At 67.8% G+C, this 22,589-nt stretch carries 25 protein-coding genes and 1 tRNA gene; 19 read left to right on the forward strand and 7 right to left on the reverse strand.

Annotated elements, in window-relative coordinates; translation table 11 throughout:
* Positions 1-205: 205 nt before the first annotated feature.
* Positions 206-288: transfer RNA gene (locus tag ABFX36_RS01655), tRNA-Leu, on the reverse strand.
* Positions 289-549: 261 nt separating this feature from the next.
* On the opposite strand from ABFX36_RS01655, the gene ABFX36_RS01660 reads away from it, so the two are divergent.
* From ABFX36_RS01660 to pknB, 7 genes are all read left to right on the forward strand, one after another.
* Positions 550-1,839, forward strand: coding sequence for an FHA domain-containing protein (locus ABFX36_RS01660; RefSeq protein WP_062367473.1), 1,290 nt, complete (start codon positions 550-552; stop codon positions 1,837-1,839).
* Between the two features lie 111 nt (positions 1,840-1,950).
* A complete protein-coding gene (locus tag ABFX36_RS01665; protein WP_006896815.1) occupies positions 1,951-2,415 on the forward strand; it encodes an FHA domain-containing protein FhaB/FipA in 465 nt (154 codons plus the stop codon).
* Positions 2,412-3,887: a PP2C family protein-serine/threonine phosphatase gene (locus tag ABFX36_RS01670; protein ID WP_006896814.1), complete on the forward strand. Its 1,476-nt coding sequence runs from the start codon at positions 2,412-2,414 to the stop codon at positions 3,885-3,887. The genes ABFX36_RS01665 and ABFX36_RS01670 overlap by 4 nt, the downstream gene beginning before the upstream one ends.
* Positions 3,884-5,311, forward strand: a complete 1,428-nt coding sequence (locus tag ABFX36_RS01675) for an FtsW/RodA/SpoVE family cell cycle protein (RefSeq protein WP_346074737.1) — start codon at positions 3,884-3,886, stop codon at positions 5,309-5,311. Before ABFX36_RS01670 ends, ABFX36_RS01675 begins: the two co-directional genes overlap by 4 nt.
* Complete coding sequence (locus tag ABFX36_RS01680; RefSeq protein ID WP_006896812.1) at positions 5,308-6,810, forward strand: peptidoglycan D,D-transpeptidase FtsI family protein; 1,503 nt, start codon at positions 5,308-5,310, stop codon at positions 6,808-6,810. The genes ABFX36_RS01675 and ABFX36_RS01680 overlap by 4 nt, the downstream gene beginning before the upstream one ends.
* Positions 6,807-8,147 (forward strand): protein kinase domain-containing protein, encoded by a 1,341-nt coding sequence (locus ABFX36_RS01685; protein ID WP_222110798.1) that lies wholly within the window; start codon positions 6,807-6,809, stop codon positions 8,145-8,147. The genes ABFX36_RS01680 and ABFX36_RS01685 overlap by 4 nt, the downstream gene beginning before the upstream one ends.
* Positions 8,148-8,153: 6 nt before the next feature.
* The gene (gene pknB, locus ABFX36_RS01690) at positions 8,154-10,070 is read left to right on the forward strand and encodes a Stk1 family PASTA domain-containing Ser/Thr kinase (RefSeq protein ID WP_222110797.1); all 1,917 of its coding nucleotides are present in this window, start codon (positions 8,154-8,156) and stop codon (positions 10,068-10,070) included.
* Between the two features lie 12 nt (positions 10,071-10,082).
* On the opposite strand, the gene ABFX36_RS01695 is transcribed toward pknB, so the two are convergent.
* Positions 10,083-10,733, reverse strand: coding sequence for an aminodeoxychorismate/anthranilate synthase component II (locus tag ABFX36_RS01695; RefSeq protein ID WP_006896809.1), 651 nt, complete (start codon positions 10,731-10,733; stop codon positions 10,083-10,085).
* Between the two features lie 55 nt (positions 10,734-10,788).
* Here ABFX36_RS01695 and crgA point away from each other — a divergent pair, with 55 nt between their 5' ends.
* Positions 10,789-11,067: a cell division protein CrgA gene (gene crgA / locus ABFX36_RS01700; RefSeq protein ID WP_006896808.1), complete on the forward strand. Its 279-nt coding sequence runs from the start codon at positions 10,789-10,791 to the stop codon at positions 11,065-11,067.
* Positions 11,068-11,175: 108 nt separating this feature from the next.
* On the forward strand, positions 11,176-11,604 hold the full coding sequence (locus ABFX36_RS01705; protein WP_308128684.1) for a PH domain-containing protein: 429 nt from the start codon (positions 11,176-11,178) through the stop codon (positions 11,602-11,604).
* Positions 11,605-11,616: 12 nt separating this feature from the next.
* Here the strand turns inward: ABFX36_RS01705 and ABFX36_RS01710 are convergent, their stop codons facing one another.
* Both ABFX36_RS01710 and ABFX36_RS01715 read right to left on the reverse strand, forming a co-directional pair.
* Positions 11,617-12,363, reverse strand: coding sequence for a rhomboid family intramembrane serine protease (locus ABFX36_RS01710; RefSeq protein ID WP_222110795.1), 747 nt, complete (start codon positions 12,361-12,363; stop codon positions 11,617-11,619).
* Between the two features lie 125 nt (positions 12,364-12,488).
* Positions 12,489-13,019, reverse strand: coding sequence for a peptidylprolyl isomerase (locus tag ABFX36_RS01715; protein WP_006896805.1), 531 nt, complete (start codon positions 13,017-13,019; stop codon positions 12,489-12,491).
* A 68-nt stretch (positions 13,020-13,087) separates the two neighbouring features.
* On the opposite strand from ABFX36_RS01715, the gene ABFX36_RS01720 reads away from it, so the two are divergent.
* Positions 13,088-13,237 (forward strand): hypothetical protein, encoded by a 150-nt coding sequence (locus tag ABFX36_RS01720; RefSeq protein ID WP_169317717.1) that lies wholly within the window; start codon positions 13,088-13,090, stop codon positions 13,235-13,237.
* 24 nt (positions 13,238-13,261) lie between these two features.
* A complete protein-coding gene (locus ABFX36_RS01725; RefSeq protein WP_157225326.1) occupies positions 13,262-14,047 on the forward strand; it encodes a DUF4190 domain-containing protein in 786 nt (261 codons plus the stop codon).
* Positions 14,048-14,054: 7 nt separating this feature from the next.
* On the opposite strand, the gene ABFX36_RS01730 is transcribed toward ABFX36_RS01725, so the two are convergent.
* Positions 14,055-15,194 carry an alpha/beta hydrolase family protein gene (locus ABFX36_RS01730; protein ID WP_222110794.1) on the reverse strand — a complete coding sequence of 380 codons (1,140 nt, stop codon included), beginning with the start codon at positions 15,192-15,194 and terminating at the stop codon, positions 14,055-14,057.
* Positions 15,195-15,320: 126 nt separating this feature from the next.
* Here ABFX36_RS01730 and ABFX36_RS01735 point away from each other — a divergent pair, with 126 nt between their 5' ends.
* The 8 genes from ABFX36_RS01735 to ABFX36_RS01770 all read left to right on the forward strand — a co-directional run bounded on the left by ABFX36_RS01735 (position 15,321) and on the right by ABFX36_RS01770 (position 20,717).
* Entirely contained in the window at positions 15,321-16,193 is an 873-nt protein-coding gene (locus ABFX36_RS01735; protein ID WP_006896802.1) for an SDR family oxidoreductase, read from the forward strand.
* 21 nt (positions 16,194-16,214) lie between these two features.
* Positions 16,215-16,643, forward strand: coding sequence for a ChaB family protein (locus ABFX36_RS01740; RefSeq protein WP_006896801.1), 429 nt, complete (start codon positions 16,215-16,217; stop codon positions 16,641-16,643).
* A gap of 203 nt (positions 16,644-16,846) precedes the next feature.
* A complete protein-coding gene (locus tag ABFX36_RS01745) occupies positions 16,847-17,599 on the forward strand; it encodes a SigB/SigF/SigG family RNA polymerase sigma factor (protein ID WP_006896800.1) in 753 nt (250 codons plus the stop codon).
* A 55-nt stretch (positions 17,600-17,654) separates the two neighbouring features.
* Positions 17,655-18,092, forward strand: coding sequence for a hypothetical protein (locus ABFX36_RS01750; protein WP_039867574.1), 438 nt, complete (start codon positions 17,655-17,657; stop codon positions 18,090-18,092).
* Positions 18,092-19,330: an NRAMP family divalent metal transporter gene (locus ABFX36_RS01755; RefSeq protein ID WP_006896798.1), complete on the forward strand. Its 1,239-nt coding sequence runs from the start codon at positions 18,092-18,094 to the stop codon at positions 19,328-19,330. Before ABFX36_RS01750 ends, ABFX36_RS01755 begins: the two co-directional genes overlap by 1 nt.
* On the forward strand, positions 19,327-19,680 hold the full coding sequence (locus tag ABFX36_RS01760) for a hypothetical protein (protein WP_006896797.1): 354 nt from the start codon (positions 19,327-19,329) through the stop codon (positions 19,678-19,680). Before ABFX36_RS01755 ends, ABFX36_RS01760 begins: the two co-directional genes overlap by 4 nt.
* Positions 19,677-19,970 carry a hypothetical protein gene (locus ABFX36_RS01765; protein WP_039867573.1) on the forward strand — a complete coding sequence of 98 codons (294 nt, stop codon included), beginning with the start codon at positions 19,677-19,679 and terminating at the stop codon, positions 19,968-19,970. Before ABFX36_RS01760 ends, ABFX36_RS01765 begins: the two co-directional genes overlap by 4 nt.
* Before the next feature lie 123 nt (positions 19,971-20,093).
* On the forward strand, positions 20,094-20,717 hold the full coding sequence (locus ABFX36_RS01770) for a PAS and ANTAR domain-containing protein (protein ID WP_006896795.1): 624 nt from the start codon (positions 20,094-20,096) through the stop codon (positions 20,715-20,717).
* A 16-nt stretch (positions 20,718-20,733) separates the two neighbouring features.
* Here the strand turns inward: ABFX36_RS01770 and mftM are convergent, their stop codons facing one another.
* Together mftM and ABFX36_RS01780 are read right to left on the reverse strand one after the other, a co-directional pair.
* Positions 20,734-21,585: a mycofactocin oligosaccharide methyltransferase MftM gene (gene mftM / locus ABFX36_RS01775; RefSeq protein ID WP_081598116.1), complete on the reverse strand. Its 852-nt coding sequence runs from the start codon at positions 21,583-21,585 to the stop codon at positions 20,734-20,736.
* The gene (locus ABFX36_RS01780; RefSeq protein WP_006896793.1) at positions 21,585-22,586 is read right to left on the reverse strand and encodes an acrylyl-CoA reductase family protein; all 1,002 of its coding nucleotides are present in this window, start codon (positions 22,584-22,586) and stop codon (positions 21,585-21,587) included. The genes mftM and ABFX36_RS01780 overlap by 1 nt, the downstream gene beginning before the upstream one ends.
* Between the last annotated feature and the right edge of the window lie 3 nt (positions 22,587-22,589).

Consider the following 22,589-nt stretch of genomic DNA (forward strand, 5'->3'; position numbering starts at 1 on the left):
CCGCCGCCTACGACACAGGCTTCAACTGGGAAGACGGCAACGGCATCCAACACGGATGGGGAGGCCGAAACCGGTAAACCACCCGACGCCACGCCCGAACCGTACACACATTCTGGCCTTTAACCCGGAAGGCCACACCTGAACCCCCGGAAAAGCAATGAGTCGCGACATCGTGTGTAAACGATGTCGCGACTCATCACAACTGTGGGCGAAGGGGGACTTGAACCCCCACGTCCCGAAGGACACTGGCACCTGAAGCCAGCGCGTCTGCCATTCCGCCACTCGCCCGTGGCTGGTCGATCGAACGACCGGCGTCCGTGTGGACTTGAAAAAGATAGCACGCACACCCGGCCAAATGAAAAACCACGCCTCCACAGAGGTGATGACCTGCGACGACGCACATTGGCGCCCGCCTGCCCCACCTGTTACTCCTGTGACGCCCGGTACAGGAGTCATTCACGAGTCTCCGTCATGTCTTTCCGGCCGGTAACATGTTGAGACAAGGTATGCACGTCGACACGCCAACCGAGGGAAAGGGCACGAGATCTCGTGGGTTTCTTTGACCGGATCGAGCGCAAGCTCGAGTCCGCCGTGGACGGCGGGTTCGCCCGGGTCTTCGGCGGCAAGGTCGCACCGCAGGAGATCGAGCACGCCCTGCAGCGGGAGGCCGAGACCTCGGCCGAAGACCTGGGCGACGGCGCGACCTTGGTGGCCAACAGCTACGTGGTGACGCTGAGCGACTCGGATCTTGATCACGTCGCAACCGAGTACGAACTGAACCGGAAGATCTTCTCGCGCCATTTGGAGGACTTCATCCGGGACAATGGGTGGCAGACTTACGGGTCTGTCGTCGTAGAGTTCGAACAAGCGCCGTCGTTGCACACCGGTCAGTTCCACACTCGTGGCGTCGTCGACCCCGACGTCGCGCCACGACCACTGGCACAGCGCCGTGCGCCGGCGGAGCAGCAGCCGACATACCGACCTGAAAGTCTCGACCGAGGAGCCCGAGCCATGACAAATCCCCCCGGAAACGACCAGGGCGGCCAGAACTACGGCTACGCCCCGCAGGGCGATCCGAACTACCCGCAGTACGACTACAACCAGCAGGGCGGGTATCCGCAGCAGGGTCAGGAACCGCAGCAGCCGTACGGCCAGCAGCCGCAGTACGACCAGGGCGGCGGCTACGACCAGCAGGCATACGGACAGCAGCAGGCGCAGCAGTACCCGCCGCAGCAGCCGGCCGATCAGGGCTACAGCCAGCAGTACGACTACAACCAGCAGCCCGGCTACGACCAGCAGTACGCCCAGCAGCCCCAGTACGACCAGCAGGGTTACGACCAGGGCCAGCAGGGTTACGACCAGGGCCAGCAGGGTTACGGCCAGCAGCCGCAGTACGACCAGGGCGGCTACGACCAGCAGTACGCGCAGCCGGGCTACGGCCAGCCGCAGTACGGACAGCCCGCGTACGACCAGCAGTACGCTCCGCAGCAGCCGCCCTACGAGCAGCAGGGGTACGCTCCGGCCGCCTACGGTCAGCCGGCCGGCTACGCGCCGTCGGCCATCACCCTCGTGCTGGAGGACGGCAGCAACCGCACCTTCTCCCTGCGGCAGGGCTCCAATGTGGTCGGCCGCGGTCAGGACGCGCAGTTCCGCCTGCCCGACACCGGCGTCTCGCGCCGCCATGTCGAGATCCGCTGGGACGGTCAGACCGCCATGCTGACCGACCTCAACTCGACGAACGGAACCACCGTCAACGACCTGCAGGTCAGCAGCTGGGAGCTCGCCGACGGCGACCGCATCCGGCTCGGCCACTCGGACATCACCGTCCGGTTCCAGTAGTAGTTTCCGCATAAGATGCTCATCGGGTGACTGCACGGTCACCCGACCGTTGAATGCATCCGGGGGTACGAGGAACCGGATACCCGTCTGTGAGGGAGGTGATGGGAGTAGATGCAGGGCATCCTGCTGCAGGTGATCCGATTCGGATTCCTCATCCTGCTCTGGCTTTTCGTGTACGCCATCATCCGGGCGATGCGCGCCGATCTGGCCGCGGCCGGTGGCGCACGGATGCCGTTGACCTCCGGACGAGCCGAGCGCAAGCAGCGGGCCGCGCGATCCCGCGGTACCGCGCGCTATCTGGTGGTGACGGCGGGCGCTCTCGCCAACACCCGCATCACCCTCGGCACGCAACCGGTCCTGATCGGGCGGGCCGACGATTCCACGCTGGTTCTCACCGACGATTACGCCTCAGAGCGTCATGCGCGCATCTCTCCGCGCGGTGACGACTGGTATGTCGAAGACCTCGGTTCGACGAACGGCACGTACCTCGACCGTGCCAAGGTGACCACCGCCGTCCGCGCTCCGATCAACACACCGATCCGGGTCGGCAAGACCGTGATTGAGTTACGCCCGTGACCCTAGTGCTGCGCTACATCGCGCGGAGCGACCGCGGCCTGGTCCGCTCGAACAACGAAGACTCCGTCTACGCCGGCGCGCGACTCCTCGCGCTCGCCGACGGCATGGGCGGTCACGCGGCGGGCGAGGTCGCCAGCCAACTGGTGATCCAGGCGCTGCGACCGCTCGACAACGACGAGCCCGGCGGCGATCTCCTGTCGGCACTCGAACGCGCCACCGCCGACGGCAACGCGGCCATCGCCGAGCAAGTCGCCAAGCAACCCGAACTCGACGGCATGGGCACCACGCTCACCGCCATCCTCTTCGCCGGCAGCCGGATCGGCCTGTGCCATGTCGGCGACTCCCGCGGCTACCTGTACCGCGACGGCCAGCTGAGCCAGATCACGCGTGACGACACCTTCGTCCAGAGTCTGGTCGACGAGGGCCGGATCACCCCCGAGCAGGCTCACAGCCACCCGCAGCGCTCCCTGATCATGCGCGCCCTGACGGGGCAGGCCGTGGAACCGACACTCATCATGCGCGAAGCCCGGGCCGGCGACCGCTACCTGCTCTGCAGCGACGGGCTGTCGGACGTCGTCAGCGAAGAGACGCTGGCCGATACCCTCGGTTCCATCGAAGACCACAAGGCCTGCGCCGACCGGCTGATCGAGCTGGCACTGCGCAGCGGCGGTCCGGACAACGTGACCGTCGTGGTGGCCGACGTCGTCGACGACGAGTACGGCGACTCGACGCCGATCGTCGGCGGCGCCGCGGGCGAGGACGATTCCGCGGGATACGTCCCCAATCCGGCCACGGCGGCCGGTCGCGCGGCCGCCCTCCGCCCGCCCGCACCCGCACCGGCGCGCCCGACCATCACCGCCACCGAACCCGAGCCCGCCAAGAAGGCGAGCTGGCGCTGGCCGGTCCTCATCATCGCGGTCCTCGCGATCATCGGACTTCTGGTGACCGCGTTCTTCGTGGTGCGGTCGAAGGCGATGGCGAGCACCTTCGTCACCGCGGTCGACGGCAACGTCGAGATCTACTCCGGAACCCCCGACAACCTGCTGTTCTTCACAGTGCGGGCGCCGAAGGAGCGGGTCTGCGTCGACGACCTGACCGCCGACTCGCCGACCGTCCGGTTCCAGCCGTCCGACTCGACCGCGTCGTGCACGCCGATGAAGGTCGACGACCTCACCGGTATCGGCCGCAGCGCCGTGACCTCCAACAGCATCAAGAACAACTCACTCGAGAGCACCCGGGACCGCGTCCGCGGACTCGAGTTCCTGCCCAAGTGCGCACCGCCCGAGCCGCCGGCGACTCCCAAGCCCGAAGCACCCAAGCCGGGCGAGCCGCGGTCGGAGACGCCCAGGCCCGAGACGTCGAAGCCGGAGGCCCCGAAACCCAGCGGTGCGCCGAAGTCCGGTGAGACCTCGTCTGCGCCCATTCCTACGGTCGGTGCGGACGGCCACAACACCTGCAGGAGCGACGGATGACGTCGGCTCCACCTGTCCACGCACCTCCCGCTCCGCGGCCCAAGAGCGCGGGACGGCGCACCGAGCTGGTGCTGCTCTCGTTCGCGGTCTTCGTGGTCTTCGCGGCGCTGTTGACGGTTCAGGCCGCGCAGGACCAGACCCTCAGCTGGGATCTGGTCAAGTACGTCGCGGCCTTCATCGCGCTCTTCGGCGTCGCGCACCTGGCGATCCGCCGGTTCGCTCCCTACGCCGATCCGCTGCTGCTGCCGTGCGTGGCCCTGCTCAACGGCCTCGGCGTGGTGATGATCCACCGTCTGGACCTGGGATCGTCACGGCACGACGAAGTCGTCAAGGCCGACGAGGTGACCCACAACGCCGACCAGCAGTTGCTGTGGGCGGTCCTCGGCATCGTCGCGTTCTGCGTCACCCTGATGGTGGTGCGCGACCATCGGACGCTGTCGCGCTACGCGTACACCCTGGGTGTCAGCGGGCTGATCTTCCTCGCCATCCCGGCGATCCTGCCCGCGTCGATGGCCGAGGTCAACGGCTCGCGGAACTGGATCATCCTCCCCGGATTCAGCATCCAGCCGGGTGAGTTCTCGAAGATCCTCATCATCATCTTCAGCGCGGCGTTCCTGGTGTCCCGGCGCGACCTGTTCACCACTGCGGGCAAGCAGTTCGCCGGCATCGACTTCCCCCGCCTGCGCGACCTCGGTCCGCTGCTGGCGGCGTGGGTGATCGCGATCGGCGTCCTCGCGCTCGAGAACGACCTCGGCACGCCGTTGCTGATCTTCGCGACGGTGCTGACGATGCTGTACATCGCCACCTCGCGGGTGAGCTGGCTGATGCTGGGCGTCACGCTGTTCGCCCTCGGCGCCACGGTGGCCTACCAGCTGTTCGAGCACCTCCGGATCCGCGTATCCATCTGGCAGGACCCGTTCGCGCAGTATGACACGTACGGATATCAGATCGCGCAGAGCCTGTTCGGCTTCGCGACGGGCGGCATGTTCGGCACCGGACTCGGTTCCGGGCGTCCCAACATCGTGCCGTTCGCCAACACCGACTTCATCCTGACCTCGTTCGGCGAGGAACTCGGACTGGTCGGCGTGGCGGCGATCCTGATGCTCTACCTGATCGTCACGATCCGCGGACTCCGCGCGGCAGTCGCCGTCCGCGACAGCTTCGGCAAGTTGCTCGCCGCCGGCCTGAGCTTCACGATCGTCTTCCAGGTCTTCGTCGTCCTGGGCGGCGTCTCCAAGCTGATCCCGCTCACCGGTCTGACGACGCCGTTCCTGGCCTACGGCGGCTCGTCGCTGCTGGCGAACTACATCCTCCTGGCACTGCTGATCCGGGTCTCGAACGCCTCGCGCGAGCCCGACGTTCCGAAGCCGCGCCCGAGCCGTCCGGTCGACGCGATGGCCACCCGGGCGGTGCGTCGCCAGTGAACCGTCCCATTCAGAAGGTCGCCATCGCCTGCATCGTCATGATCGTGGCCCTGCTCGCCAACGTGACCTACGTGCAGGTCTTCAAGGCCGACAAGCTCCGCACCGACACGCGCAACTCACGTGTCCTGCTCGACGAGTACGCGCGTCAGCGCGGCGTGATCGTGGCCGCGGACGGCACAGTGCTCGCGGAATCGGTCCCCACCGACAACCGCTTCAAGTACCTGCGCCAGTACCCGAACGATCCGACGACGTTCGCCCCGGTCACCGGCTACTTCTCGTTCGTGTACCGGGCCGACCGCGGCATCGAGTACGCCGAGGACTCGATCCTCAACGGCAACGACGACCGCCTCTTCACCCAGCGGTTCATGGACATGTTCTCCGGCCGCGATCCGCGCGGCGGCAACGTCGTGACGACCATCGACCCGAAGCTGCAGCGAGTGGCCTACCGCGAACTCACCGACGCCGGCTGCGAGGGGCCGTGCCGCGGCGCGGTGGTCGCGCTCGAACCGAGCACCGGCAAGATCCTCGCGCTCGCGTCCACTCCCAGCTACGACCCGAACGCGCTGGCCACCCAGGACTTCAGCAAGGCCGAGAAGGCGTGGGAGAAGTTCAACGCGGAGGGGAACGACGATCCGCTGACCAATCGTGCGATCAACGCGCTGTATCCGCCGGGTTCGACCTTCAAAGTGGTCACCACTGCGACCGCGCTCAAGGCCGGGGTGTCGCCGGACGCACGGCTGACGTCGTCGTCGGTCATCACGCTTCCCGACAGCACCGCGACCCTCTCGAACGACAGCGGCAGCACGTGTCCCGGTGCCTCGAACGGCACGGTGACCCTGACGCAGGCCTTCGAGTACTCGTGCAACACCGCCTTCGCCCAGCTGATGACCGAGAAGGTGCCGGGTGACGCGTCGGAGGAGTTCACCGCCACGGCCAAGCAGTTCGGCGTCGGCGAGGATCCCCCGGGGATTCCGATGGACGTCGCGAAGTCGACCGTCGGCGACATCGGCGACGATCGGGCCGCGCTGGCGCAGTCGGCGATCGGACAGCGCGATGTGCGGCTGACCGTCCTGGAGAACGCGGAGATCGCCGCGACCGTCGCCAACGGCGGCGTCCGCATGCGCCCGTATCTCGTCGACAAGCTGCAGACCGCCGACCTGCGGACCATCTCCACCACGGCGCCGTCGGCGTTCAACCGGCCGCTGACGGCCGAGGAGGCCGATCAGATCACCGACATGATGGTGAAGTCGGAGCAGCACACGTCCGGCGCCCAGGCGGGCATCGCGTCCAAGACGGGCACCGCAGAGCATTCGGACACGGCCGGCGGAGGTGAGACGCCGTACGCCTGGTACATCGCGTTCTCGCCGAGTTCGAACGCACGGATCGCGGTCGCGGTCATCATTGAAAACGGCAATAGGGGACAGAATTCGTACGGCGGCCTCGCAGCGGCCCCGATCGGACGCGCTGTCATCAACGCATACGCGGGAGGTGCTCGATGAGCCTGCAGAACGGCACCATCATCGCCGACCGGTACCGACTGGTCCGGTTGATCGCCACTGGTGGCATGGGCCAGGTCTGGGAAGCCCTGGACACACGTCTCGGCCGCCGGGTGGCGGTCAAGGTGCTCAAGGCCGAGTACTCCAACGATTCGGAGTTCCTCGGCCGGTTCCGCACCGAAGCGCAGACCACCGCGCGGCTCAACGATCCGGGCATCGCCAACGTCTTCGACTACGGCGAGACCCCCGATCGCAACGGCGGCGACCCGCTGGCCTACCTGGTGATGGAACTCGTCGACGGTGAGCCGCTGAACTCGGTGATCGCCCGGATGGGCCACCTCTCGCTGCCGCACACCCTCGACATGCTGGAGCAGACCGGCCGCGCACTGCAGGCCGCGCACACGGCGGGTCTCGTGCACCGCGACGTGAAGCCGGGCAACATCCTCATCACGCCCACCGGTCAGGTCAAGATCACCGACTTCGGCATCGCCAAGGCGGTCGACGCCGCGCCCGTCACCCAGACGGGCATGGTGATGGGCACCGCCCAGTACATCTCTCCGGAGCAGGCCACCGGGGGCGAGGCGACCGCCGCATCGGACGTGTACTCGCTCGGCGTAGTGGGATACGAGGCGCTCACCGGCCGCAGGCCCTTCCTGGGCGACGGTGCCATCACCGTCGCGATGAAGCACATTCAGGAGCCTCCGCCGCCGCTGCCGCAGAACCTGCCGGCACCGGTGCGTGAACTCATCGAGATCACGCTGTCGAAGGACCCCGCGCAGCGGTATGCGACCGGCGGCGAGTTCGCCGACGCCGTCGCCGCGGTCCGCGCGGGCAACCGTCCGCCGATTCCCCGGAGCGCTCTCGGCGCCGCCGGAGTCGCCGCCGCTGCCGCGGCACCGCGCCCGTCGACCCGTGCGATGACTTCGCCCGGCCAGCAGCAGCCGCCGCAGACCGGCGTCTCGACGGCCGCCACGCCGGTCGACGACGGCGGATGGAGCACCACGCACAAGGTGCTCACGGCGGTGGCCGCACTGCTGCTGCTCGCAGCCATCGCGCTCGTCGCCTACTGGCTCACCACCAGCCCTCGCACGCCCACCGCACCGACGCCCTCGTCTTCGCACGTCACCACCACGGTGACCGAGCGGGAGACCACGACCGACGAGACCACAACCCGGACTCGTGAGACGACGTCGGACACGCCCACGACCACCACCACCGAGGAGCCCACCACCACCGAGGAGCCGACGACGACCTCCGAGGAGCCGACGACGGAGGAGCCGACGACGCGGCCGTTGTTCCCCCCGATCACGATTCCGGGCCTGCCCGGCGGCGGGGGGTGAGCGATCATGATCGATCCGCACTATCTCTCTGACCGCTACGAGCTGGGTGAGACACTCGGTTTCGGCGGTATGTCCGAGGTGCAGTTCGCGCGCGACCTGCTGCTGCACCGTGACGTGGCCATCAAGGTCCTGCGTGCCGATCTCGCCCGGGACCCCACGTTCTATCTGCGGTTCCGCCGCGAAGCGCAGAACGCCGCGAAGCTGAACCACCCGAGCATCGTGCAGGTCTTCGACACCGGCGAAGCGGAGACCGACGAGGGCCCGCTGCCGTTCATCGTCATGGAGTACGTGGAGGGTGAGACTCTGCGGGATCTGCTGCGCTCGTCGGGACACATCGCGCAGAAGCAGGCGATGACCTGGATGGCCGACGTGGCCGCGGCCATGGACTTCTCGCACCGGAACAACATCGTCCACCGCGACATGAAGCCGGCCAACGTGATGATCGACCGCACGGGCGCGGTGAAAGTGATGGACTTCGGCATCGCCCGCGCCATGGACGATACGTCGGCGACCATGACGCAGACGTCCGCGGTGATGGGGACGGCGCAGTACCTCTCGCCCGAGCAGGCGCGCGGCATCAAGGTCGATCCCCGCAGCGACATCTACTCGATGGGCTGCGTGCTGTTCGAACTCGTCACCGGAGAACCGCCGTTCACCGGTGACTCCCCGATCGCCGTCGCCCACCAGCACGTGCACGAGGATCCGCGGCGCCCGTCGTCGATCCGGCCGGAGATCACCCCCGAACTCGATTCGGTGATCATGAAGGCGATGAGCAAGAACCCGGCCAACCGGTACCAGACCGCGGCCGATTTCCGCGCCGACCTCATCAAGGTCCTCGCCGGCGGCAAACCGTCCGCGCCGATGCTGCTGACCGACGAGGAGCAGACCGCCCTCATCGAGTCGCCGCGCCTCGCGGTGCGCAACGAGACTCTGCCCAGCCGTCGCGGAACCGGAGACGACGGCGATGAGGAGGAGACCGGAGGACGCGGCGGTCTGCTGCGGCGCGGGCGCGTGCAGGTGGCGATCGCTATCGCTGCGATCGTCGTGCTCCTGATCAGTCTGTTCGCGTGGTCGCCGTGGAAGACCACGGCGCCGCTCATCGCCGTTCCGAAAGTCGCCGGGCTGGCCGCAGACGCCGCACAGGCGAACCTGGAGCAGGCCGGCTTCACGGTGAAGCGGACCGAGGAGGCCAGCACCGACATCGCGACGGGCCTGGCCACCCGGACGGCGCCCGGCGACGACGTCCCGACCCCCAAGGGCTCCGAGGTGACGCTGTACATCTCGTCCGGACCCCAGCGACAGCCCATCCCCGATCTGCGCGGCAAATCCGCCGACGAGGCCACCGAAGCTCTCAAGGTGCTCGGATTCACCGAGGTGAAGACGCAGAACTCCGAATCCACGGTCGCGCTCAAGGACAAAGTGGTCCGGACCAATCCGCGCACGGGCATTCCCGCGGCGGTGAACGCACCGGTGATCCTGTACATCGGTACCGGCCCCAAGGAGGTCACCCTTCCGGACCTGCGCGGCCAGACTTCCGGCCAGGCCCAGAACGTGCTCGACCAGCTCCAACTGGAGATGAAGACCGTGCAGGTCGATTCGGAGCTTCCGGCGGGACAGGTGGTCAGCACCTCGCCGAACCCCGGAGCGACGGTGGAGGTCGGCAGCGTGATCCAGGTTCAGGTCTCGCGCGGCAACATGTTCGTGATGCCGGATCTGCGCGGCAAGAGTCTCGAGGACGCCCAGCGGGCGCTCGAGGACGCGGGCTGGGAGCCGAACACCCTCAGCTCCAGCGAGCGCGGCGTCGGTCTCGCCAGCAAGGACGACGGCAAGGTCATCTCGCAGAGCCCGGCCGCGGGCAGCAAGCTGCGCAAGAACGCGACGGTGTCGGTGGTCATCGGCCGGGCGAGCCTGCTCCCCGGCTGACCGGGACGCCGGCTACTCGGCGCCGGCCAGCGCCTTCGCCATCTGATCTTCGAGTTCGGCGACCCTGCCCTCGGGAACTGTGAGGCCGCAGATCCGGAGCCAGTTCGCCAGCATCCGGTGACCGCCCTGCGTCAGCACGCTCTCCGGGTGGAACTGCACTCCGTGGATCGGCAGCTCCCGGTGCCGCATCGCCATGACGATGCCGGTCTCGGTGCGGCCGGTCACCTCCAGTTCGTCCGGGATCGTCTCCGGTGCCACCGTCAGCGAGTGGTACCGGGTCGCGACGAAGGGCTGCGGCAGTCCCTCCAGCACACCCACGCCGTCGTGCAAGACGAGCGAGGTCTTGCCGTGGAGGAGTTCGGGTGCCCGGGTGACGGTGGCGCCGAACGCCTCCCCGATCGCCTGGTGGCCGAGGCAGACGCCCAGGATCGGAGTGCCCGCGGCAGCCGCGACCGGAATGATCGGCTCGGTGGCACCCGCACGGTCGGGGGTTCCGGGCCCGGGGCTCAGCAGGATTCCGTCGAATTCGCCGACCACCTTCTGCAGGTCGGCCAGCTGCTCGTCGTCGTTGCGCCACACGACGGCATCCACACCCAGCTGACCCAGATACTGGACCAGGTTGTAGACGAAGCTGTCGTAGTTGTCGATGACGAGGATGCGCACGTCGTCCAGATTAACGGGTTCCCCACCTGGGCTTCGACTCAGTTACCGTAGACATATGCCTAAGTCAAAAGTCCGGAAGAAGACCGACTACACCATCAACACCGCGAGCCGGACTCCGGTGAAGGTGAAGGCGGGACCGTCCGGCCTCTGGTACCAGATCGTCATGTTCGGCCTGATGCTCATCGGTCTGGTCTGGTTGATGGTGTACTACCTCGGCGCGTCGACGGCGAAGTACTCGGCGCTCGACTGGATGACCTCGCTCGGCCCGTGGAACATGCTGATCGGATTCGGCTTCATGGTCGTCGGCCTGTTGATGACCATGGGTTGGCGCTGACCGCTGCCGAAACGACGAAGTCCCAGGTCGCGACTGCCGCTGCCGAAATGACACACATGTTATTCATCCCCACTGTGGATAGATCCTGTGGATAACAACGACTTGGCTGTGCATGAACAGTGGGCGACGCCGCTTCCCGCCGCCCTCGCACTCGTGGGAGCGGGCATCGCGCTGGGCGCCGCGGCGGCCGCGTCGTACGCCGAACCGCCCGCGATGGTCTTCATCGGGCTGGCCGCGGTGGCGTTGATGGTCTCCGGCGCGGTCTCCCTGCTCCGCAGACCGCGGCTGGTCCTGCTCGACGGTCCGGAGTTGGAAGTGCGAACGCTCCGGGGAACCGTCCGCCTCGGATCAGGCGATATCGCCGCGGTGTCGGTGCTGACCACGCGGCGGATCGTGGGACGCAGCCGCCAACTGGTGATCGACCTGCCGGACGACCGCCTGCTGGTGTTCGGCCGGTGGGATCTCGGCGAGGAGCCGGCAGCCGTGGCCGAGAAGCTGCGCGCCGCGGGCCTGCCGGTGAAGGACTCGACGAACTGAGAGCCGAAGCGCTCAGCCGATGGCTGCGGCGAACCCGGTTCCGATCGCCAGCGCGATCACGAGAAGCGCCGCGAGACCGATCCACCCGACGCGCGTGACCTGCTGATACGTCCGCTTCTCGGGCGGCAGTACCTTGACCGGGAGCCAGATGATCGCGGCCGCGCTCGCCGCTCCGAAGACGAAACCGCCGAAGTGCGCCCAGATCGAGATACCCGGAATGCTGAGCGAGAGCACCACGTTCAGCACGATCACCGTGATCAGCGTGGTCGCGGGCAGTTTGAGCCGGATGACCACGATCAGCAGCGCACCCAGAAGGCCGTAGATCGCACCCGACGCGCCGGCGGTCGCAGCGAGCTCGGGACCCAGCGCCACCACCGCCGCACTGCCGCCGAAGAGGCCGATCAGGTAGACCGCGAGATAGCGGGCCGGACCGAGGACGCGTTCGAGATCGGCGCCGATCAGGTACAGCGAGATCATGTTCATCGCCACATGCAGGATCGACCAGTGCAGAAAGCCGGAAGTCAGCAGTCGCCAGTACTCGTTCTCGAGACCGAGTCCGGTGACCAGGGCGCCCTGCTGCATGATGCTCGACTTCAGGAGCAGGTTCGACGTCCCGCCCGCCTGCAGCACCACAGCGATGAAGGCCGCCAGATTCACCGCGATGAGACCGTACGTGACGACCGGTCTGCGTGCGGCGGCCGAGTCGTCGACGACGGGAGCGTCGGTCCGTACACGGGCGGTGGCGTTGGCCTCGTTCACACAGTCGACGCAGTGCTGCCCGACGGAGGCGGGCCGGAGGCAGTCCGGACAGGCCGACCGCCCGCAGCGTGTGCAGGACAGCGCTGTCGGGCGGTCGGGGTGCCGGTAACAGGTCTGGGTCAAGTTCAGCTGAGCTCGACGCTCTCGATCACGACGGCGTCGACCGGACGGTCCATGCGGTCGGTCGCGGTGGTCGCGATCGCGTCGACGACGGCCTGCGACGCCGGGTCCTTGACCTCGCCGAAGATGGTGTGGCGACGGTTCAGGTGCGGGGTCGGGCCGACGGTGATGAAGAACTGCGAGCCGTTGGTGCCGGGTCCCGCGTTGGCCATCGCGAGCAGGTACGGGCGGTCGAACTGGAGCTCCGGGTGGAACTCGTCCTTGAACTGGTAGCCCGGGCCGCCGCGGCCGGTGCCGGTCGGGTCGCCGCCCTGGATCATGAAGCCGTCGATCACGCGGTGGAAGACGGCCCCGTCGTAGAACGGCCCGCTGGTGCCGCCCTTCGCGTTCTGGGTGGAGTACTCCTTGGAGCCGTCGGCCAGCCCGACGAAGTTCTCGACGGTCACGGGCGCGTGGTTGGGGAAGAGTTCGATGACGATGTCGCCGCGATTGGTGTGCAGGGTCGCGGTCTTGTTCTGCTCACTCACACGCTCCATGAAACCACGTCGGCGCCGACCGTGACCGGCAGTGGCGTGCACCGGGTGCCTCCTGGCACGCTGGACGGATGCCGAACAAACTCCTGGTCGCCCTCGCATCCACGCTGCTTCTCCTGCTGACCGCCATCACCGTGGTGCTGCGTCGGTCGCGGACCGCGCATCCGCCCGTCGCCGCCGCGGTACCGCGTATCGAAGACGTGCGCGGGAGCGGTGACTGACCGCCGACAGGTAATTTGTAGATCGTGACTTCCGACGACTCGCGCGATCAGAGCCCGAATCCCGCTCCGGGACCGGGTTCGACGCCCCCGGCACCGCCGACCCCGCAGCCCGGCCGGCAGGCCGCGCCGTGGGAGAAGCCGCCGGTCGCCCCCAACACGGCACCCGGGCAGCGACCCGCTCCCGCCGGCCCGCCGGGGCGGCCGAGTCACGCAAGTGCACCGACCCCCACTCCGCAGGCGCCCACGCCACCGCCGACGGTCCGGCCCACCGGCAGTCCGGCGCCGTCGGCGGCCCGGCCGGGAGGTCCGTCTCCGAGCGCGGCACCGCCCCGGCCGGGCAGCGTTCCCCCGCCTCCGGCGCAGCAACGGCCGGCGGGCTCTCCGCCGCCGAACAGCCCTCTTCCCCCCACCGGCGGTCAACGCCCCGGTGCGGGACCCGCACTCGCTTACTCGGCGGTCGGTGATCAGCAGCGACCCGACCCCACCACCGCCCTTCCGGCGGCCGGCGCGCCCGCACCGGCCAAGCCGTCGCCCGTCACCGACAAGGACTCCCAGCCCGTGACCAACGCATCGACCGCTCGATCGTCAGTCGCCGCCCCGTTGAACTGGAACGCGGTGATCGCCTTCGTCCTGTCCGCGATCGGTCTGCTGTCGCCGGTCGGCATCTGGCTGGGCTACAAGACCCGCAGGCAGATCGATGCGAAGCGGCAGCTCGGCCGCGAGTTCGCGACCGCCGCCATCATCATCGGATGGCTGTGGATCGTCTTCGTGGTCCTGGGCCTGCTCGCGTACCTGTGGATTCTGATCTGACTCAGACTCACTTCAAGTGAGTCGCGAAGAAGCGGTCGAACGCTGCCCACTGGGCGGCGTCCATGTCGGTGTGTGAGCCGTTGCCCACCACCATTCGGTAATCGACTCGATTGAGTGCGAAGTCCGCCGCGAGCTTGGCGTGCAGCGGTGACGGCACGGTGGTGTCCCGAGTGTTGAGCAGGAGCAGTATCGGCGCGTCGTATTCCGACACCGGCACCGCCATGTACTTCATCAGCGCGGGTGCCAGCGGCCCGGTGCCCAGCGGCCGCGACAGCAGCGAACCGAAGGCGATCCCCGGGTCGACGGCCGGACCGTCGCATGTCCGGCCGACCTGATCGACGAGCGCCTCCCCCTTCGGGGTGAGATAGGTGTTCACGTCCGCAGCGGGGTCGGCCGCTCGCAGGCCCGCGAGAATCGCGAGCAGGAAGTTGTACGAGCCGTTCAGCGGTGTCGGCATCGCCGGGATGTACGGGCCGAGGAAGGGCATGACCTTCTCGACGTCCGACTCCGGATCGAGGGAGACGGTGCCGCGGAAGTCCGTGCGCGGGCCGTACCACCGCTGTCGATGCGCGGTCGCCAGTGCGGCCTGGCCACCCTGCGAATCGCCCGTCACGGCCCAGCGGTTCGAGAGCGTGGGTTCCACGCTGCGGGCCGCGCGCAGCATGTCGATGGTCGCGGCGGACTCACTGCGAGTGTTCAGGTATGGGTGAACGCCTGTATCGAAGCGGCCCAAGCCCACGTAGTCGGTGGCGACCACGGCGTAGCCGGAGTGCACGAGGCGGGTGATGTACCGATTCGGCTCGGCGTCCGGTGCGCTCTGGCCTCCGCAGCCGGGACCGTATCCGGAGGTGCCGTGCGTGTACGCCACCACCGGCCAGCCGCCCTTCGGCGCCGGTCCGGCCGGTACGAACAGTGCGCCGCTGGTCGGTACCGGTCGTCCCTGCGGGTCCTGAGTCCAGTAGTCGATGGCGCGGCCGTTCTGGAGACCGCGCCAGCCGGGCGGTCGGGTCACCACGTCGATCACCGAACCCGCCGAGTTCGACGGCGCCGCCCGAGTGGTCCCCGGCACGAGCGCCAGGGCCGTCCCCACCAGCGCCACCAGCACGAAGATTCGGCCCGCCAGTGTTCCGCGAATACCCGATCTCATGTTCGTCGACGGTACGTGTCGGCCGTTCGACGTACCCGCGATTCCGCGGATCCGACGGCGGCGGCCGAGTACCGTCGGGCTCACTGGCGAATGTTTCAGAAGCGGGCGTACCGGGAAGCCTCGACCATGAACGCAAGCACCGAACGCAGCGGCGCGGGCGCGCCGCGGCAGAACATCGCGTATCCCGGCGACACCGCGGACATGGATCCGCAGCCGAAGGACGAGATGCGCGGCTATGTCGGGAGCGGTCTGCTCGAGGGCCGGCGCGCACTGGTCACCGGCGGCGACTCGGGCATCGGACGCGCGGTGGCCGTCGCCTTCGCGAAGGAGGGCGCCGACGTCGCGATCGCCTACCTGTCTGAGGACGCGGACGCGGAGCACACCGTCGCGTTGGTCGAACAGACCGGACGACGCGCCGTCGCCCTGCGAGCCGATCTGGGCGAGGCCGCCGAATGCCGCCGGATCGTCGACGGCACCGTCGACGCCCTCGGCGGCCTGGACCTGCTGGTGAACAACGCGGGCACTCAGACGGTGGTGGACGATTTCGCGGAGCTGACTGCAGAGCAGTGGAACCGTACCTTCGCCGTCGACGTCGCGGCCGTCTTCCACACCACTCATGCGGCTCTCGAGCATCTGACGCCGGGCGGGACGGTGGTGAACACCGGCTCGATCAACGGTCTGCGGGGAAACCGCAAGCTCATCGATTATTCGGCCGCGAAGGGCGCAGTGCACGCCCTCACCTTCTCGCTCGCGCAGGCCCTGCTCGATCGCGAGATCCGGGTGAACTGCGTCGCGCCCGGTCCCGTCTGGACACCGCTGATCCCGGCCACCATGCCTCCCGACCAGGTCGAGGGGTTCGGCGAGCAGGCCCCGTACGGCCGCGCCGCGGAGCCGGATGAGATCGCGCCCTCGTACGTCTTCTTCGCCGCAGACCGCTTGTCGTCGTACTACACGGGAGAGGTTCTCGCGCCCACCGGCGGCGAGACACTGCCCGGCTGATCCGAGAGGAAGGTGACGGTCATGCCCAAGACCGATGAGAAGAACCGACCGAAGAAGTCCGAACTCCCCGACACGATCAAACGATCGCCCGCCAAGGCTCAGCGCACCTTCGCCGAGGCCCATGATGCGGCGCTCGAGGAGTACGGCTCGGAAGAGCGAGCGCATCGGGTGGCCTACAGCGCGCTGAAGCACTCGTTCGAGAAGGTCGGCGACCACTGGGAGGCCAAGAGCAGGCGCGGACCGTCCGACTCCCGCGACGAGAGCGGCGGGCCCAATCCATCGGGCAAGAGCGCCGGCGGAGTGGACACCAAGGCCACCAAGGAGCATCTGATGAACGTCGCCCGCAAGCTCGACATCCGGGGTCGGTCGCGTATGCGGAAGGCGGAACTCGTCGACGCCATCGAGAAGGCGAACCGCAAGGCGACGCGTTCGGCGCGAAAGAAGGATTGATCCCTTCAAGCGGTTGTCGCGGACCTGCCCGGTCGGTAGGGTCGATATCACTCGGTTGAACGCACAGCCGGGTTCCCGCAGACGATTGAGCGGCGGATTCTCCCGCTCTCGTCGAGCAAGAACTCTCCGATCCGCCGCGCGCGGCCGCTCCTTTTTCGGACCCGCCGCGCGACGGCGAGAGTGCGATCAAAGGAGCTCAGCAGATGACCGACGAGTACCACCGTGTCCGTGAACTTCTGCGCCGACGCGCGGACATCCCCGTCACCGACCCGCGGAACGACCGTCTCCGCGACGAGGCGATCGAAGCCTGTCTGCCGCTGGCCGGACACATCGCCCAGCGGTACCGCGAACGCGGAGAGTCGATGGACGACCTGATCCAGGTGGCGCGCCTGGGGCTGGTGCACGCGGTGGACCGATTCGATCCCTCGATGGGGACCGACTTCCTGTCCTTCGCGGTACCGACCATCACCGGCGAGGTGCGACGCCACTTCCGCGACCGATCGGCGTCGATCCGGATTCCACGCAGCGCCGGTGAACTCCGCAGCCGAATCAGGGAGGCCGAGGAGTCCTTCGCCCAGGCCCACGGACGCATGCCCGGCGTCGCCGAGATCGCCGAGGCGCTCGACGAGCCGGAGTCCGCTGTACGACGTGCGCAGGCCGCGTCGGCCGCGCAGTCCACCGTCTCTCTCGACGGCAGCACGTCGGGTACCGACGACGCACGCTCGCTGCTCGAGACGGTCGGCTCCGACGAGCCCGGCTACGAGCAAGTGGAACGCTCGCTCACTCTCCGGCCGGCCTTGCGCCGCCTCCCCGAACGGAACCGGCGGATCGTCGGCATGAGGTTCTTCGAGCGTCGTTCACAAAGCGACATCGCGCGCCGAATGGGTATCTCTCAGATGCACGTCTCTCGTCTTCTGGCGTCCTCGCTGGGTCAGCTGCGCACCCAGATCGCCTGAACGGGTGCCGGTGACCGGTACGCCGTCACGACGGCGGAGGACTGCGCGGCGCACGGTGGCAGCCGTCTGCGCGATCGTGACCGCGGTAGGGATCTGCGCCTGCGCCAGTGCTCCGGGAGGACCGGCGGGTGAGTTCGCCGAATCGCTGCGCAGCTCGAGGTCGGCGGTGCTGACCGCAGCCTGGGGAATCAACGAGTGGAATCAGCGGAACCTGCTGCGCCCCACCGCCCGCGTCGTGCTCGACGACGCCGTCTCGCATGCGCTCGAAGCCCAGGGGATCATCGTCGCGCTGAAGGTCGAGTCGGCCGATGACGAACGGGTCCGGGCGCGAGTGCACGCGGCTCTGGCCTCGTCGGTCGAAGCCGCGGTGGCGGCTCGCGGCGTGCTGCTCGGCGACCCGGGATCCGCCGCCGCGAAGTCCGCGCAACGTCGACTCGAGCGGGTCGCATCCGGCCTCGACACGCTGTCCGAAGACGTCAGTGGTGGTCGATGATGTTGCAGCAGAACAAGATTCGCATCACGTCCGCGTCACTCGGGATCCTCACCGCGATCGGTGGGTTTCTCGACATCGGCGACATCGTCACCGACGGAGTGGTCGGCTCGCGGTTCGGTCTGTCTCTCGCGTGGGTGGTTCCGGTGGGCGTGGTCGGCATCATCCTGTTCGCCGAGATGTCGGGGCGAGTGGTGGCGTGCAGCGGCCGGGCGACGTTCGAGATCATTCGCGAGCGGCTCGGACCTCGAGTCGGCGGGCTCAACCTGCTCGCCTCGCTGGCGGTCACCGGTCTCACACTCACGGCCGAACTGGGCGGCATCGCGCTGGTTCTGCAGCTGGTCAGCGGTGTGGCGCCCTTCCTCTGGATCCCGGTCGCAGCCTTCGGGGTCTGGATCATCCTCTGGCGAGCGAAGTATTCGGCGATGGAGAACGTCACCGGTCTGCTCGGACTGTTCCTGATGGTCTTCGCCGTCGTCTTCTTCCTGTTGCGGCCGGCGCCGGAGCTCGCCGGCGATCTGGTTCCCGCCGTGCCGCAGGACGAGACGGTTCCGACGTACTGGTACTACGCCATCGCGCTGTTCGGCGCCGCGATGACACCGTACGAAGTCTTCTTCTTCTCGTCGGGCGGTGTCGAGGAACGCTGGGGAGCCCGCGACTTGCGGCGCATGCGGCTGAACGTCTTCGTCGGATTCCCGCTCGGCGGTCTCGGCGCCCTCGCGATCATGGGTGTCACTGCGGTGGCCTTCCAGCCGATGTCGGTCGAGGTCGACTCCCTGTCGGCACTGATGCTTCCGGTGGCGCAGGCCGGGGGCCTGGTCGCAGTCGGCTTCGCGCTCGTCGGAATCCTCGCAGCGACCACTGGCGCCGCACTCGAGACGGCCCTGTCGACCGGTTACGCACTGGCCCAGTACGCCGGGTGGTCGTGGGGGGCGTCCCGCCCGCCGCGCGAGGCCGCCCGATTCCACGTGACCATCGGCGTGTTCATCCTCATCGCCGCGGCGATTCTCGCCACCGGCGTCGATCCGATCGCCGTCACCGAGTACTCGGTGGTCTTCTCCGCGGTGGCACTGCCGCTGACCTATCTGCCGATCCTCGTGGTGGCCAACGATCCCGAGTACATGGGCGACCAAGTGAACGGCCGGGTCACCAACTTCTTCGGCCTGATCTTCCTCGGCGTCGTCCTCGTGGCGTCGGCGGCGGCGATCCCGTTGATGATCGCGACGGGAGCGGGCCGATGACGGACTCCGAACGCACCCTCGATCTACGGGTGCATCTCCTCGATCGCCAGATCATCGACTGTGACGGCGTGCCGGTGGGTGTGGTCGACGACGTGGAGTTCGACATGTCGCCCGGTGGGCAGACGCCACGAGTGGTGGCCCTGCTCACCGGGCGGGCCCTGCTCGACCGGCTGGTGGCGCAAACACCGGACACCACCGCGCTGGAATCGATCCCGGCGGAGGCGATCGCCGACGTGGGAGTGACGGTCGAGCTGACCGGCAGCGGAGAGGACCTGCTCTCGAATTGGCCCGAGCGGTGGTTCCGCGATCAGATCGTCTCCCGCATCCCCGGCTCCGGAGGCCGGCGATGAGGGCCTCGACACTCCTCGGCGCGCAGGTCCGGTGCGACGGCCGATCGATCGGACAGGTGATGGATGTGCGCCTGCGGGAGGACGACGGCGGCGCATTGCTGATCGCCGGACTCGTCGTCGGCCGGCGGCCTCGAGCCTCGTTCTTCGGCTCGTACCGGTTCGACGGCGTGCGGCCGTCGATCATCGCGCGGCTCTTGAGGTGGCGCGAGCGCGGGTCCCGGCTGATCCCGTGGTGCGACGTCGTCTCCGTCGACGACGACGTCGTGACGGTCCGCCCCGGCGCCGACTGACGCCGACGCCGGGTACGAGCCCCGTCCGCGTGGTAGATGTTGAACTCACATCGTTCGCATCCGAATGATTGGGTCGCCAAACGCTTCGTGCGTGCGCGGACCGCAACCCGAGAAGGGGCTGTGATGACCGGGGACACCACTGAGCACTCCCAGGACTCCCGGGTCGGCAGTTTCCGGTATCTGTTCGCGACCGACGAATGGGAATGGTCCGACGAGGTGGCTCGCATGCACGGTTATCGGCCCGGCAGCGTGAAACCGACCACGGAACTCATCATCAGTCATAAGCACCCCGACGACCGCGGTGCCTTCGAATACCAACTGACCCGGGTGCACCGGGAACACACGCACCTGTCCAGCCGCCACCGAATCATCGACGTGCAGGGGCGAGTCCATGATGTGACCGTGATCGGCCGTACCTTCGACGGCGGGTCGGGAACTCCGATCGGCACGGAGGGCTACTACGTCGACGTCACCGTTCCCGACGAGACCGTCCGCGCCGAGGTGGCCGCGCACATCGAAGACTTCCGGCAGTCGCACGCCACCATCGAGCAGGCCAAGGGGATGCTGATGGTGGTCTACGGGGTCACCGCCGAGCACGCCTTCGACGTGCTGCGCTGGCGATCACAACAGGAGAACATCAAGCTCAAGGATCTGTGCGACGCGATCGTCGAATCCGCGATCCGGAACGCCCAGTTGCCGCGGGAGACCCGAAGCGAGTTCGACTTGATCGTGCTCGGTCGCCGTTAGGCCGGCCGGAGGACTGTCAGGACTGGACTGGTTCCGAAACAGGCCTCAGCACCAACCAGCCGCCATGATCGGCGAATACCTCCGCTCCTGCGTGTGCGACCTGATCTGCCCACGAATGAAGCGTCTCCATCGTGACCCGTTGCCGGTGACCGAAGTGCTCGCTCGGCGTCTCTTCGAGAGGCACCGCAATGACCACCGTGCGGCGAGCGACTCGGAGGGCCTCGGAGACCGCGGCGAGCACCTCTGCCGACTCCAGGTGCTCGAGGAGGTGGATCAGAGTCACCGTGTCGACGCTCGCGCTCGGATAAGGCAGTGCAGTCGCGTCTGCGACTTCACAGTTCACGCTCAGCCCGTACCGACGCGACGCGTCGTCCAACAACGAGATCGCACCGGGACTCACATCGCATGCGGAGACGGCTCTGCCGTCCCGCGCGAACTGGATAGCGAGAAAGCCGAAGCAACTGCCGACCTCGAGAACCGATTCGCCCTCGACGAGCGACCGCGCACGTCGGTGGATCGGTGCGAAGGCCGCTGTGCCGTCACTGAGACTGCGAAGGGTGTTGTCGTAGAAGGCCTTCCATCCTTGCGACGCCGTAGGGCCGGACGTCTGGATGATCTCCACGGCCGCCGCTTCGAACTCGGCCTGTCCCGCCAGAGCCCCGATGTCGACCAACGAGGAGAGCGCGCCCACCAGCGTGTCGTCACGGAGGGTGGTCGGGGTGAAGTTGTGTACCAGGGAGATGCTTCCGTCCTGGCTGACGAACCACGACAGCAGTCCGTCGCCCTCGAGCAACTCGCCACGGCGTGCGGCGCGCACTTTCACCCGACCGGGCTCCAGGCGCGGTACCGATGCGTTCAGCAGTTCCATCACGGCCACCCCCGGCTCATGTCGATCACCGCGCGTCCGGTGAACTCACCTCGACGCAGGCGTTCGACGACGTCCGGCACTTCCCCGATGTGCACACCGACTCCGATCGAGTCCAGGTTGCGCGGCTTCAATTCGGTTTCGATCCGACGCCACAGTGCACGCCGACGATCGATCGGCATCTGCACCGAGTCGATGCCGAGAAGGCCGACTCCGCGCAGAATGAACGGCATGACCGTGGTACTGAGCTGGGCGCCGCCCGTCAGTCCGCTGGCCGCGACCACGCCTCCGTAGTGAGTGGTACTGAGAATGTCGGCCAGCGTGGCGCCCCCGACGCAGTCCACCGCCGCGGCCCACCGCGCACGGCCGAGGGGGCGCGGCTTAGCGTCCGGATCCAAGGGCAGACGACCGATGACCTCACTCGCGCCGTATGCGCGCAAACGGTCTGCCTCTGTCGACTTCCCCGTCGACGCGACCACGTCGAATCCCTTTGCGGCCAGCAGATCGATACTCGCCGAACCCACTCCACCGGTGGCGCCGGTGACAATCACCGGCCCCGAAGCAGGCGCGACGCCCCAGTCGAGAATTGCGGCAACGCTCATCGCAGCAGTGAAACCCGCGGTGCCGATCGTGGCGGCCTCGCGCAATGTCAGGGTCTCCAGCTTCACCGCCCAGTCGGCCGGAACCACAGATTCCTGAGCGTAACCACCATCGCGAGCGGTGCCGATCTCGTAACCATGGGCGATCACGTGGTCGCCGACCGCGAAGTCTGGTGACGCCGACTCGGTGACCACACCTGCGATATCGATTCCCGGGACGATCGGGTAGTTGCGGACCACTCCCCCGCGAGGCGCGAATGCGAGAGCGTCTTTGAAGTTCACACTCGAATAGGCGATCTCGAGACGCAGGTCGCCTGGACTAAGGGGCTGCCGCTCGCGGTCGGCGAACTCTGCGCGGATCGAGTCCTCGTCGAGAACGGCCGTGAGGGCCTGGAAAGTGGACATGTA

Origin of the sequence: Gordonia cholesterolivorans, from assembly GCF_039531975.1 — a bacterium.
GTDB classification, from domain to species: Bacteria; Actinomycetota; Actinomycetes; order Mycobacteriales; family Mycobacteriaceae; genus Gordonia; species Gordonia sihwensis.

Coding starts and splice junctions, on each gene's coding strand:
- ABFX36_RS01665 (WP_006896815.1), top strand. CDS start 1,951: ATGCAGGGCATCCTGCTGCAGGTGATCCGATTCGGATTCCTCATCCTG.
- ABFX36_RS01675 (WP_346074737.1), top strand. CDS start 3,884: ATGACGTCGGCTCCACCTGTCCACGCACCTCCCGCTCCGCGGCCCAAG.
- ABFX36_RS01685 (WP_222110798.1), top strand. CDS start 6,807: ATGAGCCTGCAGAACGGCACCATCATCGCCGACCGGTACCGACTGGTC.
- pknB (WP_222110797.1), top strand. CDS start 8,154: ATGATCGATCCGCACTATCTCTCTGACCGCTACGAGCTGGGTGAGACA.
- crgA (WP_006896808.1), top strand. CDS start 10,789: ATGCCTAAGTCAAAAGTCCGGAAGAAGACCGACTACACCATCAACACC.
- ABFX36_RS01715 (WP_006896805.1), bottom strand. CDS start 13,019: ATGGAGCGTGTGAGTGAGCAGAACAAGACCGCGACCCTGCACACCAAT.
- ABFX36_RS01720 (WP_169317717.1), top strand. CDS start 13,088: ATGCCGAACAAACTCCTGGTCGCCCTCGCATCCACGCTGCTTCTCCTG.
- ABFX36_RS01730 (WP_222110794.1), bottom strand. CDS start 15,194: ATGAGATCGGGTATTCGCGGAACACTGGCGGGCCGAATCTTCGTGCTG.
- ABFX36_RS01735 (WP_006896802.1), top strand. CDS start 15,321: ATGAACGCAAGCACCGAACGCAGCGGCGCGGGCGCGCCGCGGCAGAAC.
- ABFX36_RS01740 (WP_006896801.1), top strand. CDS start 16,215: ATGCCCAAGACCGATGAGAAGAACCGACCGAAGAAGTCCGAACTCCCC.
- ABFX36_RS01745 (WP_006896800.1), top strand. CDS start 16,847: ATGACCGACGAGTACCACCGTGTCCGTGAACTTCTGCGCCGACGCGCG.
- ABFX36_RS01755 (WP_006896798.1), top strand. CDS start 18,092: ATGTTGCAGCAGAACAAGATTCGCATCACGTCCGCGTCACTCGGGATC.
- ABFX36_RS01760 (WP_006896797.1), top strand. CDS start 19,327: ATGACGGACTCCGAACGCACCCTCGATCTACGGGTGCATCTCCTCGAT.
- ABFX36_RS01765 (WP_039867573.1), top strand. CDS start 19,677: ATGAGGGCCTCGACACTCCTCGGCGCGCAGGTCCGGTGCGACGGCCGA.
- ABFX36_RS01770 (WP_006896795.1), top strand. CDS start 20,094: ATGACCGGGGACACCACTGAGCACTCCCAGGACTCCCGGGTCGGCAGT.
- mftM (WP_081598116.1), bottom strand. CDS start 21,585: ATGGAACTGCTGAACGCATCGGTACCGCGCCTGGAGCCCGGTCGGGTG.
- ABFX36_RS01780 (WP_006896793.1), bottom strand. CDS start 22,586: ATGTCCACTTTCCAGGCCCTCACGGCCGTTCTCGACGAGGACTCGATC.